A 15,396-nucleotide genomic window follows, 5' to 3' on the forward strand; every position below is an offset into this window, starting at 1 on the left:
TTTGAGATGCGGGGCCGAAACATCTACGGTTGTTGCGTTTCGCTCAGTGAAAAAAAAGCCCTTACCTCCGGCACGGAGATAAGGGCTTTTTTGTCTTACCCGCTCACACTACACAAGACGCACTTGGCATAACCTATACCGTTAATTTTTCACTGCCTCCGTTGGCAGTTGGCCCCCCGTCCACCGCACAATAGGGTAGCGCTGGTGGGTTTTCTCGTAGTTGGGCGACTGTCGGTACACCCAGTCGAGCTGGGCGGCTCCGTTGGCGGCGAATGCGGGGTTTTGCTGCTTCAGCTTCTCCAGCCGCTCCCGGAGCGTTGGGTCGCGGCGAAGCAGGTCGGCGGCCACATCTTCAAACACGTAGTCGGAGAAGTACTCCTTCTGCTGCAAAATGCTGTCGAAGAATCCCCAAGCGAAGAAGGAATCAGTGGCTTGGGGCTCTAGGGTTTCAATGAGGTAGCGCGCTGCGGGCTGCGCAACCCACGCCACGTAGTCGCCGCGGTGGAAGGTAAGGGGCAGGCGCTCCGGGCGCACCTCCACCTGGGTGTGCAGGTAATGACCTTCGTAAGGCCTAGGCCCGGTTTTGTAATCCTGAATGTAATAGGCCTCCGTGGTGAGGGTTGTGTCGCGGGTGAGACGTTGGAGCTGCGTACCAGCGCGGCGCAGATGGTCTATTACCTCACCCCAGGCCTGTGGAATCAGGTAGGCGGCAGGCCGCTCAACGGTTACGGTGGGCCGGAAGGTATTGTAGTAGTTGATCTGGCGAGAGTAAGGAGCGGTGCGGTCGTAGTAGAGCCGGGGCTTGCCGCTTACTTCACTGGGTTTCATCCGGCCTTCATAGCCCAAGAAAGTAACTTTTTCTGCGGCGGTAGTATCCAGCTTCCACGCCAGCGGAAAGGTGGTTTGGCTGGCCAGCTGGCGAGCAGCTTCGGCCCGGGCCTGGCCTAGCGCTTCCTTATCGTGGGCCACTGTCCGGATCATCAGGTCCAGAAAATCATACTGGGCTTTCACGCGGGGCGTGTAGGCTTTCAGCATGTGCGTTTCGGTGATGAACCCGATGGTGTTAAACAGGGCGGTGTAGCCACTGGAGTAACGAGGGGTTTCCAGAAACCCGACTAGCCCGCGGGCATCGGGCGTACGGCCTTCGAAGTCTACGTAGGGTGTCATGGGCTCCTGGCGTTGGCTCATGCCCTGGTATAGCTGCGGCAGCAGGCTAGCATTCATGTACTTGCTCAGGGCCGGGTGCAGCTTGCTCTGCTGCGTGGCAATGAGCGTCATTACGTATTGGTAGTCGGCGCCGTCGGAGGTGTGCGTGTCCACGAAAACGTCGGGTTGCCAGCGGGTGAGCAGCTCGGCGAAGCTGCGGGCATTCCGCGAGTCCTGCTTCACGTAGTCGCGGTTTAGGTCGAGGTTGCGGGCGTTGCCACGAAAGCCGTATGACTCGGGCCCGTTCTGGTTGGCGCGGGTGGTGCTGTTGCGGTTGAGCGAGCCATCTATATTGTAGATAGGGATGATAATCAGCGTGACATCCTGCAATTGCTGGCGTAGCTCGGGCTTCTGTACGTAGTCGCGGGCGAGCATCATGGCGGCATCAATCCCCTCCGGTTCGCCCGGGTGTATGCCATTTTGAATAAGAATTACCCGCCGGTTTTTACTGCGCATTTTCACCGGGTCGAAGGTTTTATCTAGCGACACAATGACCTCATGCAAGGGTAGCCCGCTGTCGGTAGAGCCAGCTACCTGCAGCTTTATCTCCGGGTAGGCTTTGTCGAGCCGTTGGTAATAGGCAATACACTCGGCGTACGTGGTAGTGGTGTTGCCATTGCCTTTCTCGAAGGGGGTGCGCCAATCAGCTTTAGGCGAAGGAGCAGGTGAGGAAAGCAGGAGGGCAGAGAGCAGAAAAGGCAGCATAGAAACGGGCGTCAGCAATAACGCCCGAAACTAGAACTAAATAGTCAGTTTCAAGAGCTCTTATAACCCAACTGCTGATGACTACCCACTATCAGCAAAAAAATACGCTGCCCGCCAAAGCGGTACAGCGTGTTAGTAAGATAAGGTTTGCAGAGCTAGTAAAGGCGCCTGGGAGGCGGAAAAAGCACTTGATCGAGGCTGTATCGGCCGGGGCCGGCAAACAAGAGGCCTAGGAATAGAATGGCTGCCTCCAGCGCGTGCGAGTACACCTGAAAATCGTCGCCGCTGAGCACATGCTGCACGGTAGCCATCAGCATGGTGCCCAGCAGGAGGGCGCAGGCCAAGCGAAAAAACAACCCTATTGCCAGCAACTGCCCACCTACCGCTTCGGCAATGGCCGCCAGCAGCCCCCAGAAGGTCGGCGCAAAATCAATCCCGACCAGTTTCATGGTGCCGCCAATTTTCTCCCACACCTCAGGCCCACCAACCAGCTTGGGGTAGCCGTGAATGGTGAACATAATCCCGATTCCTACGCGCAGCAGCAACAGGCCTAGGTCGTGGGTTTTATAGCGGTTTTCAAACAGAGCCATAGGCGAGAACAGAAACAAAACCGGGGACGTGGTAGTGCAAGCTACCCGCCTACTGTGGGGCATTGCGTTGCCAAAGTACAAGTTTTGCAGCGGAATGCAATCGTTCTAGTGTGTAGCTTACCGGTATAGTAATACGCCAGTGATGCGCGCTGCCGGCGGTATATCAGCCGAGTTCATTTCGTCGGGGTGTTTGGCGGGCAACGACTTAGGGTCGATTACCCAGGCCATTTGTACCTGCCCTGACACTGCCGCAAACCCAGCCGGCGTGGGGCGTACTTTCGTGAGGCCTAGGTTCTGGCGTGCAGCACCAAAGGGTGAGCCCACCCCAATGCCTTCGGCCGTGCGGTACTGTGGGTCGTAGATGCGGATGCGGCGTAAGCGGTACCCCCCCGCCGAGTCGCCGATGAAGTGGAGCACGGTGGCAGGTGCCGTGGGCTGCTGGGCATCCAGCATTTCGTAGGCCGGGAGTTCCTGGCCATTATCTACGTAAGTAGTAGCGCGCAGCAGTTGGGCTGGCACCACTTTTTTCAGCTTCGCTTCCGTCATGCCCAAGCGCAGGCGGCCCGCCCGGCCCGGACTGATTAGGTGTAGCGAGTCGGGGGTGGGAGCTCCGCTTAGTGGTGGGGTGGCGCTGGCCGATTGGGCCACGGAAGTGGAGCCGGGTGATGTGGCCGGTGAGCCATCGGCGGGAACGAAGGGAGGCTCGGCGCCCCCGGAAGCACCGGCCGCCGAGCTGCCATGCTGCTCGTTGCAGCTCACTAAAACGAAGGCCAAGCCGAGAGCCGGCAACAGGTGAAAGGAAGAAAAGAAACGATTGAGCATGATGTGCATACGAACACCAGGGGCGGGTTGTTGAAATAGCATCTGCCATTGTGTGCCCAAGTAACGTAGCACAACCATAACCACCCCAACGAGGTGGCCTACGTACCTTTACACTCCTTCCAATCTAAACCAACTTATTGCCCGTGACTGCAAACACCCGCAAGCCCCTGATTCTGATATCCAACGACGATGGCATTACGGCCCCCGGTATTGCTACGCTAGTGCGCGTAATGAGCCGAATTGGGGAAGTAGTGGTGGTAGCGCCCAATTCTCCCCAGTCGGGGATGGGCCACGCCATAACCATCGGTCATCCGTTGCGCCTCGACGCGAGTACCATTTTTGAAGGGATAGAGGCCTACGAGTGCAGTGGTACTCCCGCCGACTGCGTGAAGCTAGCCAAGCATTTCGTGCTGCGCGACCGGACCCCCGATCTGGTAGTTTCGGGCATTAATCATGGCTCTAATTCGTCGGTAAACGTGCTGTACTCGGGCACGATGTCGGCGGCTATTGAGGCGGCCATTGAGGGGCTGCCCGCCATTGGGTTCTCACTCTGCGAGTACGGCCACGACGCCGACTTCTCCCACACCGAAGGTTGGATTGAACACCTAACTCGGCAGGCACTGGAGCACGGTATTCCGCAGGGCACGGCCCTGAATATCAACATCCCGAAGAACTCAGAGACGCCCATTGCCGGTGCCCGCGTGTGTCGCCAAGCCCGAGCTAAGTGGCAAGAAGACTTTGACTTACGCCACGACCCGCACCGCCGCCCGTATTACTGGCTGATTGGAGAATTCGTCAACCTCGACAAAGGCACCGACACTGATGAATGGGCTCTGGCTAACAACTATATCTCCATTGTGCCTTGCCAGTTTGATCTGACGGCCCTGCACGCAGTGGGTGAAATGAATTCACGGTGGGACTTAGCTACCGCCAAACCCGCCGCAGCGCAACCAGCCCCCAGTAGGGGAAGTGCCACGCCGGAGCCCGGCGAAACAGCCGAAGGACTAGGCTAGGCCACTAGCGTTACCCACTTCGCGGAACCGCCGCCCCACGGAGTGCCGCTGCCCAAAACCGATGTGGCCCTGAGCCGACTAGGAGGTTTTGGGCAGCGGCACTCCGTGGGGCGGCCGTTTGAGCCGTTATAACACGGAGGGTCTACTTCTTGGTGGATGGGCGGTGGTGACCTGCGTAGAGGCCGTGCACAGTGGTAACGTGCTTGATGGGCGCAACGTCATGCACCGATTTACGGATGACGGGAATGGTAGGCGAGTACGTATGGGCGGGCGGAGGACGCCGCAAAAGCAGCGCCAGCGCAATACCTATGGCCAGTAACAAGACCGCCAAAAGCAGCTTTTTCATGGAGAAGGAGGTGGCAAGAGCAATAAAGCTAAAAGCTACACTCACCAAGGTGAAGGACAGGTGAAACCACCCGCTACCGGAACCGCAGACTAAACGTGGTGCCCTTGCTCACCTCCGAAGTTACCGTGAGTTGGGCCTTGTGAAACTCCGCAATGGTTTTGGCGATGGGCAGGCCTAGACCGTAACCTTCCGGCGCCGAAGCTCCCTTTTGAAATCTCCGGAAGCGGTCGAAGAGGTGGGGGAGGTTTTCGGGGGCAATGCCAGGCCCAGTGTCCGTAACCGAAAGGGTGTAGCCCCCTTCGGGGTGAGGGCGCCCCAACACGGTGATGCTGCCGCCCCAGTTGTTGTACTTGATGGCGTTGCTGATCAGGTTAAACAACAGCGTGAACAGCAAGGTGCGGTTGGCCCGCAGCAGTACATAGTCGGGCTCCAGATCTTCCAGCAGATGAATCTCGCGTTGGGCCAGTCGATCTTCCAGCTCATTGGTCACCTCGGCCAGCACCGTGGCCACCGATACGGTTTCGTCGCGCAGGTACTGCTCATTCTCAATATTGGCAATGAGAAGCAGCGTTTTCACGGTGTTACGCAGGCGGTAAAGTGTCTTCTGCGAGTCTACAATCTTGAGGGAGTGTGCGTGGCCTAGCTCGGGGTCTTGCAGCATGTTCTCAAACCTCGACTGCAGAATGCTGACCGGCGTAAGCAATTCGTGCGAGACGTTCGACATGAACTCCCGCTCTTTCTCAAACGCCGACTGAATCTTGCGCATCATCTCGTTCAGGCTTTCGTCCAGCCGCTGAAAATCGGCGGTGTCGGTTTCGAGGGGCGTGTAAGAGAAGGCCGAAGGGTGGTGCACGCCGCGCAGTTTGCGCACAATCAGCTGGCGCAAGGGGCGGAGCAGGTAGTGGGCAAAGGCAGCATCGGTGAAAATGGTAATCAGCGCCCCGATTACGAGCACCCACAGGGCCATGTGGCGCAGCGTATCTGTGAGCAGCTCCACCGTGGCCAGGGAGGAACCAATTTCCAGACGGTATTCCTTCCGGTCGATGTTGAAGTTGTAGCTCAGTATCCGGAAATCCTCAATTTCGTTGTCTACCTGCCTGGGCTCATCAAAAATGCGCGGCTTGCCGGTAGGTTCCGAGGCGGCAGGGAGGGGAGTAAGCGTGATATACTCTTGTTTTAGGATATTGTAGTCGGCGTAGGCCTCTCCCTTTACAAACGCTGAGATGCCGTTGCGTCGGATGAGCTGCATCACCTCCGCCTGCTTCTCGTGCAGGCGCTGGTCGGTGTGGCCTACCGCCACCCGGCTCACCACCGGCGGAATCACTACGGCCCCCAGTAAGACCAGCAGCAGCTTGGAGAGAGCATTAAACAGGGCCAGCTTCGCCTCTAAGCGCATGGGGTGAAGAATGAGGGGGCTAGATAGAAAAATGTAAACGACTCCGAGCCGGGCAAACGAGATGAGCCCTAAGCAGCCGCTAGGCCACTCCCAGCTTTAAGGCGCTACCCGATACCGATAAAGCTAATTCGCCTCAGTTACGCGGTAGCCGATACCACGCACAGTTTCCAGAAAGTCGGTGGGGGCGAACTGGCTGAGCTTCTTGCGGATATTCTTGATGTGCACGTCAATGTAGTTGGAGTCGGAGTCGTCCTCCAGCACGTTGCCCCACAGGTGCTCCCCAAGCTGCAGGCGCGTGAGCACGCGGTTTTTGTGCAGCAGCAGGTAGTGCAGCAGGTCAAACTCTTTCTTGGTGAGCGACACATCCTGCCCCTCGAAGCGCAGGGTGCGGCCGGTGGCATCAAGTTGAAAGCCGCCGCCAAACTGCATTTCCTGGCGCTTCAGGCCAAACTTACGGCGCATGATGGCCTGCATCCGGCTTTGCAGTTCCAGCAAAGAAAATGGTTTGGGTAGGTAGTCGTCGGCTCCCAGGTCCAGGCCTTTGATTCGGTCGTCGAGGGCGCCGCGAGCCGTCAGAATGATGAAAGACGCTTCCTGCCGGTCGTTCTGCCGGGCTTCACGCAGCAGCTCTAGGCCATCCCCATCGGGCAGGCCCAGGTCCAGCAGCACAAAGTCGTAGCTATTCACGAAGACCTTCTCCGACGCCTCGGCGTAGGTGTAGGCCGAATCGACGAGGTACTGAGACTGGAGCAAAAACTGCTGCACCTCCTGGTGCAGGCTTTTTTCGTCTTCAACAATTAGAACGTGCATGGGGCGCTGGCGAAGTAGTTGATGGTGCAACATACGCACCGCCGGGGTGAAGAGCACATGAAATTCCGCGCAAAACTCCGCGAAATAGCGGGCCCGGTGCGGTGGCAGTGGCTCGGCAGTTGCGCTAGGCCTGTGCATCTTGCCTCTCGTAAACTCCGTTACTTTACCCTAACCCTTTTCTTTCGCCCTTGAGCTACGCCTCTCACCCGGTTGCTGCGGCGCCGGCCTTCGTTAGCATCATCATTCCCACGTATAACGAGGCGGCGGGAATCGGGCAACTGCTAGGCCACCTGCAAGCCACCGCCGGCCCCGATGCAGCTCTGGAGGTGCTTGTAGCCGATGGGGGCAGCCCCGATGGTACGGCTCACCTGGCCCGGCAGGCAGGCGCGCGGGTAGTAGAATGTACTCGCAAGGGCCGGGCGGCTCAGCTGAATGCCGGCGCCGCGGCTGCCGCCGGCCGCATCCTTTACTTTCTGCACGCCGATACTTTCCCGCCGCCCAACTTTCTGCCTTTGATTCGGGCGGCCGTTGCGGCCGGAGTTGGGAGCGGCTGCTTTCGGCTGCGCTTCAATGACTCGCACTGGTTTCTAAGGGCTAATGCCTGGTTCACCCGATTCGATATTGACCTGATTCGATTTGGCGACCAGAGCCTGTTTGTGGAGCGCGCCGTGTTTCAGCAAGCCGGGGGCTTCCGGGAAGACCTAGTGCTCATGGAAGATCAGGAGATTATTGGGCGGTTGCGCAAGGCAGGGCGGTTTCAGGTGCTGCCACACACCGTAGAAACTTCGGCCCGCAAGTACCACGAAAACGGCGTTTTCCGTCTCCAGGCCATCTTTACACTTGTGGCCGTGATGCATTGGCTTGGGGTGCCGCAGGCCCGCTTGGTGCGCCTATACCGCCACCTCATCCGGCAGGGCAAGGTATAAGGACCTCACAACTACGCGCTTACTTGCGTAGAAAGGCACTCAGATCTGATACTGAGGCAATGCCCAGGCGCTCGGCATGCTGACGGCGCATCAGCAGGGCATAGGTGTTGTTGAAGCCCAGCGGTGCCTGCCACTCCAGCCCGTAGCGCCGCTCAAACTCCCGGTGCACGTAGGCCAGTACGGCCGCGGGCTGGCTTCCCAATGAATCCAGCACGGCTGTGGCTGGCTGCAACACCACCAAGAGGCCCGTGCCCGTGTACTCGGGGTAGAGGTCGATGGAGCCCGTGCGCAATGCCTCAAAGCAAATGCTGGTGCCCCCCAACCCCGTCTTAGACTCCACGGCTAACCCCGTGTACCCCCGAATCAGGGCCTCGTACATTTCAGCCAAGATATACTGCTCGGCAAAGATTTTTGAGCCCAGCCGGATGGTGCCGCCTTGTACGGGTAGTGGGTCGTGCCACAGGCCGCGCTGGCGCAGGAAAGCGTGAGCCACGGTCCGCGGTGTTTCGTGTAAGTAGTCAACGCGGTAGTTCAACTCCGTCATAACAGAGTCTGAAATCTGCCCGTCTAACTTGGCTAGCACGGGGGCCAGCTCGGGGTGCTGGGCCAGCGTCTGGGTTCGTACCACGGGCGCCGCTTGGTAGGGCGGAAATGCCTGCCGGTCGTCGTGCAGCACCCGCAGGTCATAGGCCCGAATGCGGCCGTCGGTGGAGTACCCATCAATAACGTCTACGTCGCCGTGGTGGGCTGCCTCATACACCAGCGCGGGGGCCAGCACCACAGAGGCTGGGTGTAGGCCATACTTCTGCTGCAGCCCGGGTAGTCCATCGGCACGGCCCACAAACTCGGGGCTGAACCCGGCCAACAGGCGGCTGGTGGCGCGGGGCAACAGGTAGAGTCCCGCTAGCAAGGGCAGCACCACCAGAGCCACCTGGCCTACGCGCACCAAGCGCCGAACCGGCAGGCGCTGCAGCAAGGCCAAAGCTGCATCGAAAGCTAAGGCCAGTGCGGCCGCCGGAATGGCTCCGGCCAGAATCATAGCGGGATTGTTCAGGGCAATGCCGCCAAAAATGAATTCGCCTAGGCCACCCGCCGCAATGTACGCCGCTAGCGTAGCCACGCCCACGTTGATTACTGCTGCCGTCCGGATACCGGCAAACAGCACCGGCAGCGCCAGCGGCAGCTCTACCCGGCGCAGCACCTGGCCATCGGTCAGGCCTAGACCGCGGGCGGCATCTACCACGGCTGCATCCACGCCCTGAATGCCCGTTACGGTGTTGCGCACAATGGGCAGCAGGGCATACAGAAACAAGGCAAAGATGGCGGGCCCCGGGCCGATGCCCAAAGCCGGAATCAGGAAGCCCAGCAAGGCAATACTCGGGATGGTTTGCAGCACGCTGGCTACACCCAGCACCCAAGGAGCCAACCGTGGGCGGCGCGTCACGAGCAGGCCTAGCGGCACCCCAAGCAGCACACCTAGCAGGAGGGAGGCAGCCGTTAGACCAATGTGTTGCAGGGTCTGCTGGCCTAGCTTATCGGCTTGAGCGTGCCAAAAGGAGAGGAGTTCGGTGAAGGTGTTCATGCGGTCTGAACGTCTTGGAGCGCCCGGCCAAACGCCGTCATTAGCTGCGGCAGCGTCAGGGAAATGTATGCCGTTGCGGAAGGGCTATTGCCTGCCTCTACCCACACTACTGCCTCCTCTTCAGCACTAGTCTGCAGTCCAGAAGGTGAGCTAAGCGCCTCTATAGCCTCCTGAATGGTTACACTAAGTGGCAATACCTTATCGGCTGATTTATAAGTATGTAAAGAATTATTATGAACCTCATTAGGGATGTATGTCATTACGTCAGCTAGTCGTAGCGTACGGAGTTGTAAGGAGAATTTCTCGGCATCGAAGAAGCGGCGCACGAACTCATTCGCGGGCCGGAACAGTAGCTCCTTGGGCGTGCCCAGTTGCTGTACTTGCCCGGCATTCAGAAGCATGATGCGGTCGGCTAGCTCAAAGGCTTCCGTCACGTCGTGGGTAACCAGCACTACGGTTTTGCGGCGTAACTCCTCCAGCTCCCGGAACTCCCGCCGAATACTGGCGCGGGTAATGGGGTCGAGGGCGCCGAAGGGTTCATCGAGCAGGATGATGGGCGGGTCGGCGGCTAGGGCTCGGGCCAACCCCACACGCTGCTGTTGCCCGCCGGAAAGCTGGTGAGGGTACAGCCCCGCGAAGCGCTCGGGAGGCAGGTGCAGCCGCCGCAAAAGCTCCTCGGTCCGGGCCGCCACCTGAGGTTCTTCCTGGCCTAGCAGGCGAGGCACCACCCCCACATTTTCGGCCACCGTGTAGTGCGGCAACAGGCCTACCTGCTGAATGACGTAGCCGATACCACGGCGCAGCGCGGCGGCAGACTGAGTGCGAACATCCTGCCCCTGCACGGCCACGCTCCCTTCGTCGGGCTCTACCAGGCGGTTGAGCATGCGAAGCAGCGTGGTTTTGCCGCAGCCGCTGGGGCCCAGCAAGACCAAAGTTTCGCCCGCCGGTAGGGCAAAGGAAACGTTCTGCACTACCGCGTGGGGGCCGTAGCGCTTGCTGAGCTGGGTAGCCTGAATGGCAAGTGGAGAGGAAGAAGTCACGCAACAAGTAAACTGACGAGTGGTGTAAGGTAGAAGGGAAAGCCGACATAGCCCGCACCAGCACAGGGCGAGGTACCTGCTAGGCCACCCCAGGGCAGAGCAGGCTAGGGCTGACGGGGCATGTCATGGCGTGTAGTATCTTGCCCACCCACAACCTATTTTCCCGCACTCGTACCATGAAAAAGATTCTCCTTGGTCTGCTACCTGCGCTGTGGCTAGGCCTGGTGCGGCCCGCTGCTGCCCAGGTGTACACGGCCACCGACCCGCTGGCCCACACCTACTCCATTGTAGCCCGCGACCCTCAAACCGGCGACCTGGCCGTGGCCGTGCAAAGCCACTGGTTTTCAGTTGGCACTTCAGTGAGTTGGGCCGAAGCCGGGGTAGGAGCCGTTGCCACCCAGTCGTTCACCAACAAGTCCTTCGGTCCGCGCGGCTTGGCGTTATTGAAAAGTGGTAAGTCGGCCCAAGAGGCTCTCGATGAGCTGTTGCGCACCGACGAAGGCCGCGACGTGCGCCAGGTAGCCATTGTTGACAACCAGGGCCGCGTAGCTACCCACACCGGAGCCAAGTGCATTGATATGGCCGGCCACCGCCAGGGCAGCCAGTTTTCGGTGCAGGCGAATATGATGCTCAATAACACGGTGCCCACGGCCATGCAAAAAGCCTACGAGCAAAACGCCAAGCTGCCCTTCGCCGAGCGTGTGGTGTCGGCGTTGCAAGCGGCCCAGGCTGCCGGCGGCGACATTCGGGGGCGTCAGTCGGCGGCCTTGCTGGTGGTGCGTGCCAAAGCCAGCGAGGCACCCTGGACCGACCGCCTCATTGATTTGCGCGTGGATGATGCTGCCGAGCCGCTGCGTGAGCTGAGCCGCCTGCTGAGCCTACACCGAGCCTACGAGCACATGAACGCCGGCGACCTGGCCGTGGAGAAGAACGATGTGCCGGGGGCCATTCGGGAGTATGAAGCCGCCGAAAAGCTATTTCCCCAAAACCTCGAAATGAAGTACTGGCATGCCATCAGCCTGGCTAACAAGCAGCAGGTGCCGGCTGCCATGAAAATGCTGGGACCTATTTTCAAGCAAGACCCCAACTGGCGTACCCTCACCGAGCGTCTGCCCAAAGTGGGGCTGCTGACGGTTTCTGATGCTGAGCTAAAGCAAATATTAACCCTCAAGTAAGGTGGCGAGACCATTCAGTAGCTTAGTTATGCATTGAGTTGCTGAAGTAGCCGCCAGGTTTATTTGATCTACTACTAACTGACTTGATTTCCTGAGGATGAACCAATTCCTAACGTCTTTCAACTGGCTACTGCCGCTCCTAACTTTGCTAAGCAGCTGCGGGGGCTCGGCGCACGTGAGTACTTCTGCCGCCCCAACCACGGTCTACATTGTACGGCACGCTGAGAAAGACCCCACACCTGGCCTAGCCGACCCCGCCCTGACGGAAGTAGGCCAGCAACGGGCCCAGGCCCTGCGCGAAGAGCTAGTGAAAGCGCCCCGCCCCGTGTCCACGGTGTTTAGCACCAATACCCTCCGCACCCGCACCACCGCTATGCCGCTGGCCACTCAACTCCAGATTCCGGTAGAGGTATACGATGCCCGGCAGCTGCCCAAGCTAGCCTCGCGCATCCGCCGCGAGTATGCCGGCAAAACCGTGTTGGTGGTAGGCCACTCTAATACCATCTTGGAAACGGCCGAAGCCCTGGGGGCGCCCCGACCCGTGCCCTCCGTCGGCGACAACGACTACAACTATTTGCTGGAGGTAAGCATGCCGCGAGACTCTACCAAGGCCTCTACGGCCGTGGCTCGGCGGTACGGAGCCGGCAAGTAACCGCTAGGTTCTCCAGGGGAAATGCCCTGTTGCGCCTGCCTGTTATCTGACGACGGACAACCCCGGCTGCTAGCTCTAGGCCACTTGCTTGCAACCTGCACGGCTTTTTCACTTCTATTGCGCACATTTACCCGCGTACTCCTTCCAGTTTCATACTATGCGTATTTCCTCCCTCTGCCGCACTCTTCTGCTGGCAGCTGTACTGCCGGCTGCCCCAGTGGCGGCTTCGGCGCAATCAGCCCGCATCAATACCATTGATTCGCTCAACATCCGCAAAATCTACGACGAGGCCCTGGCCCACGGGCAGAGCTACGCCAACCTGCGGGAGCTGACCGGCTCTATTGGCGGGCGCCTGAGTGGCTCGCCAGAGGCCGAAAAAGCAGTGCAGTGGGGCAAGACTACCATGGAGAAAATGGGCCTCGATCGGGTGTATCTGCAGGAGGTGATGGTGCCGCATTGGGTGCGGGGCGCCAAGGAAAAAGCGCAGGTGCGGGGAGTAAAGGGTAAAGGGCTAGCTCTAAACGTATGCGCCTTGGGCGGATCGGTGGGGACCAATGGCAAGTTGAAAGCCCAGGTGGTAGAGGTGCACAGCATGCAAGAGCTGGCTGCCCTGCCCGCCGACCAGGTGAAGGGCAAGTTTGTGTTCTTCAACCGGCCCATGAATCCGCTCTACGTGGAGACTGGCCGGGCCTATGGCGAGGCCGGCGACCAGCGCCGGAGCGGGGCCTCTGAGGCAGCGAAGCGTGGAGCCGTGGGTGCCCTGGTGCGCAGCCTTTCCCTGGCGCACGACGACTACCCGCACACTGGCACCATGCGCTACGAAGATGGCGTAGCGCAAGTACCCGCCGCGGCCCTCAGCACTAATGGCGCCGATGAACTGAGCCAGCTGCTGAAGGCCGACAAAACCCTCACTGTTGAATTGGAAATGAGCTGCCAGACCCTACCTGAAGTGAAAAGCTACAACGTGGTTGGTGAAATCAAAGGCTCAAAGTATCCCGACGAAATCATCACCGTTGGGGGCCACCTCGACTCATGGGACCTGGCCCAAGGCGCCCACGACGATGGCACGGGCTGCGTACAGAGCATGGAGGTACTGCGCTTGCTGAAGGCCAGTGGCCTACGTCCCGAGCGGACGGTGCGCGCCGTGCTCTTCATGAACGAGGAAAACGGTACCCGTGGCGGCAACAAATACGCGGAGCTGGCCAAGAGCGCCGGCGAGAAGCACGTAGCCGCCATGGAGTCTGACGGTGGCGGCTTTACGCCCCGCGGCTTCAATATTGAGGCCGACCCCGCCACCGTGCGCAAAGTGCAGCAGTGGCAACCATTGTTTGTTCCCTACGGTAGCGGTGAGTTTGCGCCTGGCCATGCGGGCACCGACATTGGCCCCCTAAAAGGCCAGGCTAAAGCCCTCATCGGCTATGAATGCGACTCCCAGCGCTACTTCGACATCCACCACACCGCCGCCGACACGTTTGACAAGGTGAACCGCCGCGAGCTGGAACTGGGTGGCGCTAGCATGGCAGCCCTGATATACTTGATGAGTAAGTACGGGCTCTAGGCCAGTACCCAGCCACTGCGCGTGCCCTATATGATGCGGCCGCCCACTTGCCTGCACGCGGGCCGGTGGGCGGCCGTTGCGCTTACTTGGTCCGCTCGTATCATTCTGGGCTGCCCGAGCGTAGGAGCACAGTGGGCAAACCGGTTAATGCTTACCGATCTATGAATTTGTATTTAGTAGCTGTGTTGCCACCCGAGCCGGTGCTAGGCCAGGTGTGGGCCCTGAAACAAGAGGTGCATGAGCGTACCGGTAGTCGCAATGCGGTGCGGTTGCCTCCCCACATCACGTTGATTCCGCCAACTCGCCAGCCCGCGGAGTTTGAAGCCGCGGCGGCCGATGCATTAGCAGAATTCGTTCGGGGGCGTGCTGCAGTAAGGGTTGGCCTCCATGATTTCTCTTGGTTTGGGCAGCGGACGTTATTTGTAAGGGTAGTAGAGGCCGATGCTTTACTGGAGCTACACGCAGCCCTTTATGCGTGGTGCGCGCAACGGCTGCCCAGTATTCAGCCCGAAAATCGCCCCTTTACTCCTCACATGACCCTTGCTACGCGCGACATACCCACCTCGGCGGTGCCACTGCTGCAAGAGGAATTTCGCCACCGCCATTACGGCGCTACATTCGAGATAAAGTCGTTGCAATTATTTCGGCATAGTGGGCAGCAATGGGAGAAAATACGGGAGTTTGAGCTAGTGTGATAATTAGGCAGAATAGAATATAAAATAAGGCCCGAAACACAAGTTGCATTTCGGGCCTTACATGTATGAGCTTAAAATAACTTAAGCAGGCGTTTCGCTTTTTCTTGGACGGCCGGGACGCTTGCCAGTAGCAGAAACTGCACGTGGCTTACGCTCCTTGCGCTCTGGCTTAAAGCCGGGCTCAAGCATCGTGTTTACTTCCGCAATAAGTTCAGCCACCTTCGACATATTCTTGCGAATCTGGCTAATTACGAATTCATTTTCTTCTGCGTTTGCCAGAATCTGCTGTAGCTTGTTAAGGTCGGGAGCGGCCATGTCTTAGTCTATTTAGTGTTAATGGTTTTCAAAGGTGTGATAAAAACGTACGCAAGGCAACTAATGTTTATTGTAAATGAATAATTTATTTTTTCTGTCCATAATTGATAACCGAGCGTAGCTATTACCACTTACTAAGCCTGTAAACCTAGCATTTCTGCAGCCCGCTGAGTATTTGACTAAGTAAGATAAGCTGTTGTAGAGCTGTAAATGGTAATTTAATCAGCTTATTTGTCTTGATTTTTAAATTTCAAGTAGTTGATATGCAATTAATTATGGCTAAAATGATTTGCTTGCGATAGTAGCCTGACAAATAGCAGATAGGTCATAACTAAGCCATTTCTGCCGCAATAGGTCAGTACCTTAATATACGTGATTTATCCTTGTTAACTTAATTACACTACAAACGTGAATTGCTTGGTAATAGAAATGATGCTAGGTAAATCAGCTGAGGCATCAAGCAAGTAGTTATGGTCGATGCTGATTGGTGTATTTTAGGACAGTTTAATTTATAGTATTGAGCAACTTTAACGCTTTTGCAGTGTAGGCTACATTGGCCTAGCAA

Annotated in this window: 15 protein-coding genes; 6 read left to right on the forward strand and 9 right to left on the reverse strand. The window is 58.3% G+C overall.

What is annotated here, in order from left to right; genetic code table 11:
- Window positions 1–141: 141 nt before the first annotated feature.
- The 3 genes from EU556_RS23445 to EU556_RS23455 form a co-directional block, all read right to left on the reverse strand.
- Window positions 142–1,911 (reverse strand): M14 family zinc carboxypeptidase, encoded by a 1,770-nt coding sequence (locus EU556_RS23445; protein ID WP_135436679.1) that lies wholly within the window; start codon window positions 1,909–1,911, stop codon window positions 142–144.
- Window positions 1,912–2,066: 155 nt separating this feature from the next.
- Entirely contained in the window at window positions 2,067–2,501 is a 435-nt protein-coding gene (locus EU556_RS23450) for a DoxX family protein (RefSeq protein WP_135436680.1), read from the reverse strand.
- 117 nt (window positions 2,502–2,618) lie between these two features.
- Window positions 2,619–3,365, reverse strand: coding sequence for a hypothetical protein (locus tag EU556_RS23455; RefSeq protein WP_210116358.1), 747 nt, complete (start codon window positions 3,363–3,365; stop codon window positions 2,619–2,621).
- A 101-nt stretch (window positions 3,366–3,466) separates the two neighbouring features.
- Here EU556_RS23455 and surE point away from each other — a divergent pair, with 101 nt between their 5' ends.
- A complete protein-coding gene (gene surE / locus EU556_RS23460; protein ID WP_135436682.1) occupies window positions 3,467–4,336 on the forward strand; it encodes a 5'/3'-nucleotidase SurE in 870 nt (289 codons plus the stop codon).
- Window positions 4,337–4,478: 142 nt separating this feature from the next.
- Here surE and EU556_RS23465 read toward each other — a convergent pair whose 3' ends face one another.
- The 3 genes from EU556_RS23465 to EU556_RS23475 form a co-directional block, all read right to left on the reverse strand.
- Window positions 4,479–4,682 (reverse strand): hypothetical protein, encoded by a 204-nt coding sequence (locus tag EU556_RS23465; RefSeq protein WP_135436683.1) that lies wholly within the window; start codon window positions 4,680–4,682, stop codon window positions 4,479–4,481.
- Window positions 4,683–4,755: 73 nt separating this feature from the next.
- Window positions 4,756–6,078 (reverse strand): sensor histidine kinase, encoded by a 1,323-nt coding sequence (locus EU556_RS23470; RefSeq protein ID WP_135436684.1) that lies wholly within the window; start codon window positions 6,076–6,078, stop codon window positions 4,756–4,758.
- A gap of 123 nt (window positions 6,079–6,201) precedes the next feature.
- Window positions 6,202–6,888, reverse strand: coding sequence for a response regulator transcription factor (locus EU556_RS23475; protein ID WP_135436685.1), 687 nt, complete (start codon window positions 6,886–6,888; stop codon window positions 6,202–6,204).
- Between the two features lie 188 nt (window positions 6,889–7,076).
- Between EU556_RS23475 and EU556_RS23480 the strand changes: the two genes are divergently transcribed.
- Entirely contained in the window at window positions 7,077–7,814 is a 738-nt protein-coding gene (locus tag EU556_RS23480) for a TIGR04283 family arsenosugar biosynthesis glycosyltransferase (RefSeq protein ID WP_135436686.1), read from the forward strand.
- 19 nt (window positions 7,815–7,833) lie between these two features.
- Here EU556_RS23480 and EU556_RS23485 read toward each other — a convergent pair whose 3' ends face one another.
- Window positions 7,834–9,396 carry an ABC transporter permease/substrate-binding protein gene (locus tag EU556_RS23485; RefSeq protein ID WP_135436687.1) on the reverse strand — a complete coding sequence of 521 codons (1,563 nt, stop codon included), beginning with the start codon at window positions 9,394–9,396 and terminating at the stop codon, window positions 7,834–7,836.
- Window positions 9,393–10,436, reverse strand: coding sequence for an ABC transporter ATP-binding protein (locus EU556_RS23490; protein WP_135436688.1), 1,044 nt, complete (start codon window positions 10,434–10,436; stop codon window positions 9,393–9,395). Before EU556_RS23490 ends, EU556_RS23485 begins: the two co-directional genes overlap by 4 nt.
- Window positions 10,437–10,612: 176 nt before the next feature.
- Between EU556_RS23490 and EU556_RS23495 the strand changes: the two genes are divergently transcribed.
- The 4 genes from EU556_RS23495 (at window position 10,613) to EU556_RS23510 (ending at window position 14,516) form a co-directional block, all read left to right on the forward strand.
- Window positions 10,613–11,611, forward strand: a complete 999-nt coding sequence (locus EU556_RS23495; RefSeq protein WP_135436689.1) for a DUF1028 domain-containing protein — start codon at window positions 10,613–10,615, stop codon at window positions 11,609–11,611.
- A gap of 97 nt (window positions 11,612–11,708) precedes the next feature.
- The gene (locus EU556_RS23500) at window positions 11,709–12,263 is read left to right on the forward strand and encodes a histidine phosphatase family protein (protein ID WP_135436690.1); all 555 of its coding nucleotides are present in this window, start codon (window positions 11,709–11,711) and stop codon (window positions 12,261–12,263) included.
- Between the two features lie 157 nt (window positions 12,264–12,420).
- On the forward strand, window positions 12,421–13,821 hold the full coding sequence (locus tag EU556_RS23505) for a M20/M25/M40 family metallo-hydrolase (protein WP_135436691.1): 1,401 nt from the start codon (window positions 12,421–12,423) through the stop codon (window positions 13,819–13,821).
- 161 nt (window positions 13,822–13,982) lie between these two features.
- Window positions 13,983–14,516, forward strand: a complete 534-nt coding sequence (locus EU556_RS23510) for a 2'-5' RNA ligase family protein (protein WP_135436692.1) — start codon at window positions 13,983–13,985, stop codon at window positions 14,514–14,516.
- An 81-nt stretch (window positions 14,517–14,597) separates the two neighbouring features.
- Here the strand turns inward: EU556_RS23510 and EU556_RS23515 are convergent, their stop codons facing one another.
- Window positions 14,598–14,831, reverse strand: coding sequence for a hypothetical protein (locus EU556_RS23515; RefSeq protein WP_135436693.1), 234 nt, complete (start codon window positions 14,829–14,831; stop codon window positions 14,598–14,600).
- Window positions 14,832–15,396: the final 565 nt, after the last annotated feature.

It is taken from the genome of Hymenobacter fodinae (assembly GCF_004745825.1).
GTDB lineage: Bacteria > Bacteroidota > Bacteroidia > Cytophagales > Hymenobacteraceae > Hymenobacter > Hymenobacter fodinae.

Bases quoted from the DNA above. Each gene is read 5' to 3' on its own strand.
- EU556_RS23470 (WP_135436684.1), bottom strand. From the start codon at position 6,078: ATGCGCTTAGAGGCGAAGCTGGCCCTGTTTAATGCTCTCTCCAAGCTG.
- EU556_RS23515 (WP_135436693.1), bottom strand. From the start codon at position 14,831: ATGGCCGCTCCCGACCTTAACAAGCTACAGCAGATTCTGGCAAACGCA.
- EU556_RS23455 (WP_210116358.1), bottom strand. From the start codon at position 3,365: ATGCTATTTCAACAACCCGCCCCTGGTGTTCGTATGCACATCATGCTC.
- EU556_RS23450 (WP_135436680.1), bottom strand. From the start codon at position 2,501: ATGGCTCTGTTTGAAAACCGCTATAAAACCCACGACCTAGGCCTGTTG.
- EU556_RS23505 (WP_135436691.1), top strand. From the start codon at position 12,421: ATGCGTATTTCCTCCCTCTGCCGCACTCTTCTGCTGGCAGCTGTACTG.
- EU556_RS23485 (WP_135436687.1), bottom strand. From the start codon at position 9,396: ATGAACACCTTCACCGAACTCCTCTCCTTTTGGCACGCTCAAGCCGAT.
- EU556_RS23465 (WP_135436683.1), bottom strand. From the start codon at position 4,682: ATGAAAAAGCTGCTTTTGGCGGTCTTGTTACTGGCCATAGGTATTGCG.
- EU556_RS23500 (WP_135436690.1), top strand. From the start codon at position 11,709: ATGAACCAATTCCTAACGTCTTTCAACTGGCTACTGCCGCTCCTAACT.
- EU556_RS23475 (WP_135436685.1), bottom strand. From the start codon at position 6,888: ATGCACGTTCTAATTGTTGAAGACGAAAAAAGCCTGCACCAGGAGGTG.
- EU556_RS23510 (WP_135436692.1), top strand. From the start codon at position 13,983: ATGAATTTGTATTTAGTAGCTGTGTTGCCACCCGAGCCGGTGCTAGGC.
- EU556_RS23495 (WP_135436689.1), top strand. From the start codon at position 10,613: ATGAAAAAGATTCTCCTTGGTCTGCTACCTGCGCTGTGGCTAGGCCTG.
- EU556_RS23445 (WP_135436679.1), bottom strand. From the start codon at position 1,911: ATGCTGCCTTTTCTGCTCTCTGCCCTCCTGCTTTCCTCACCTGCTCCT.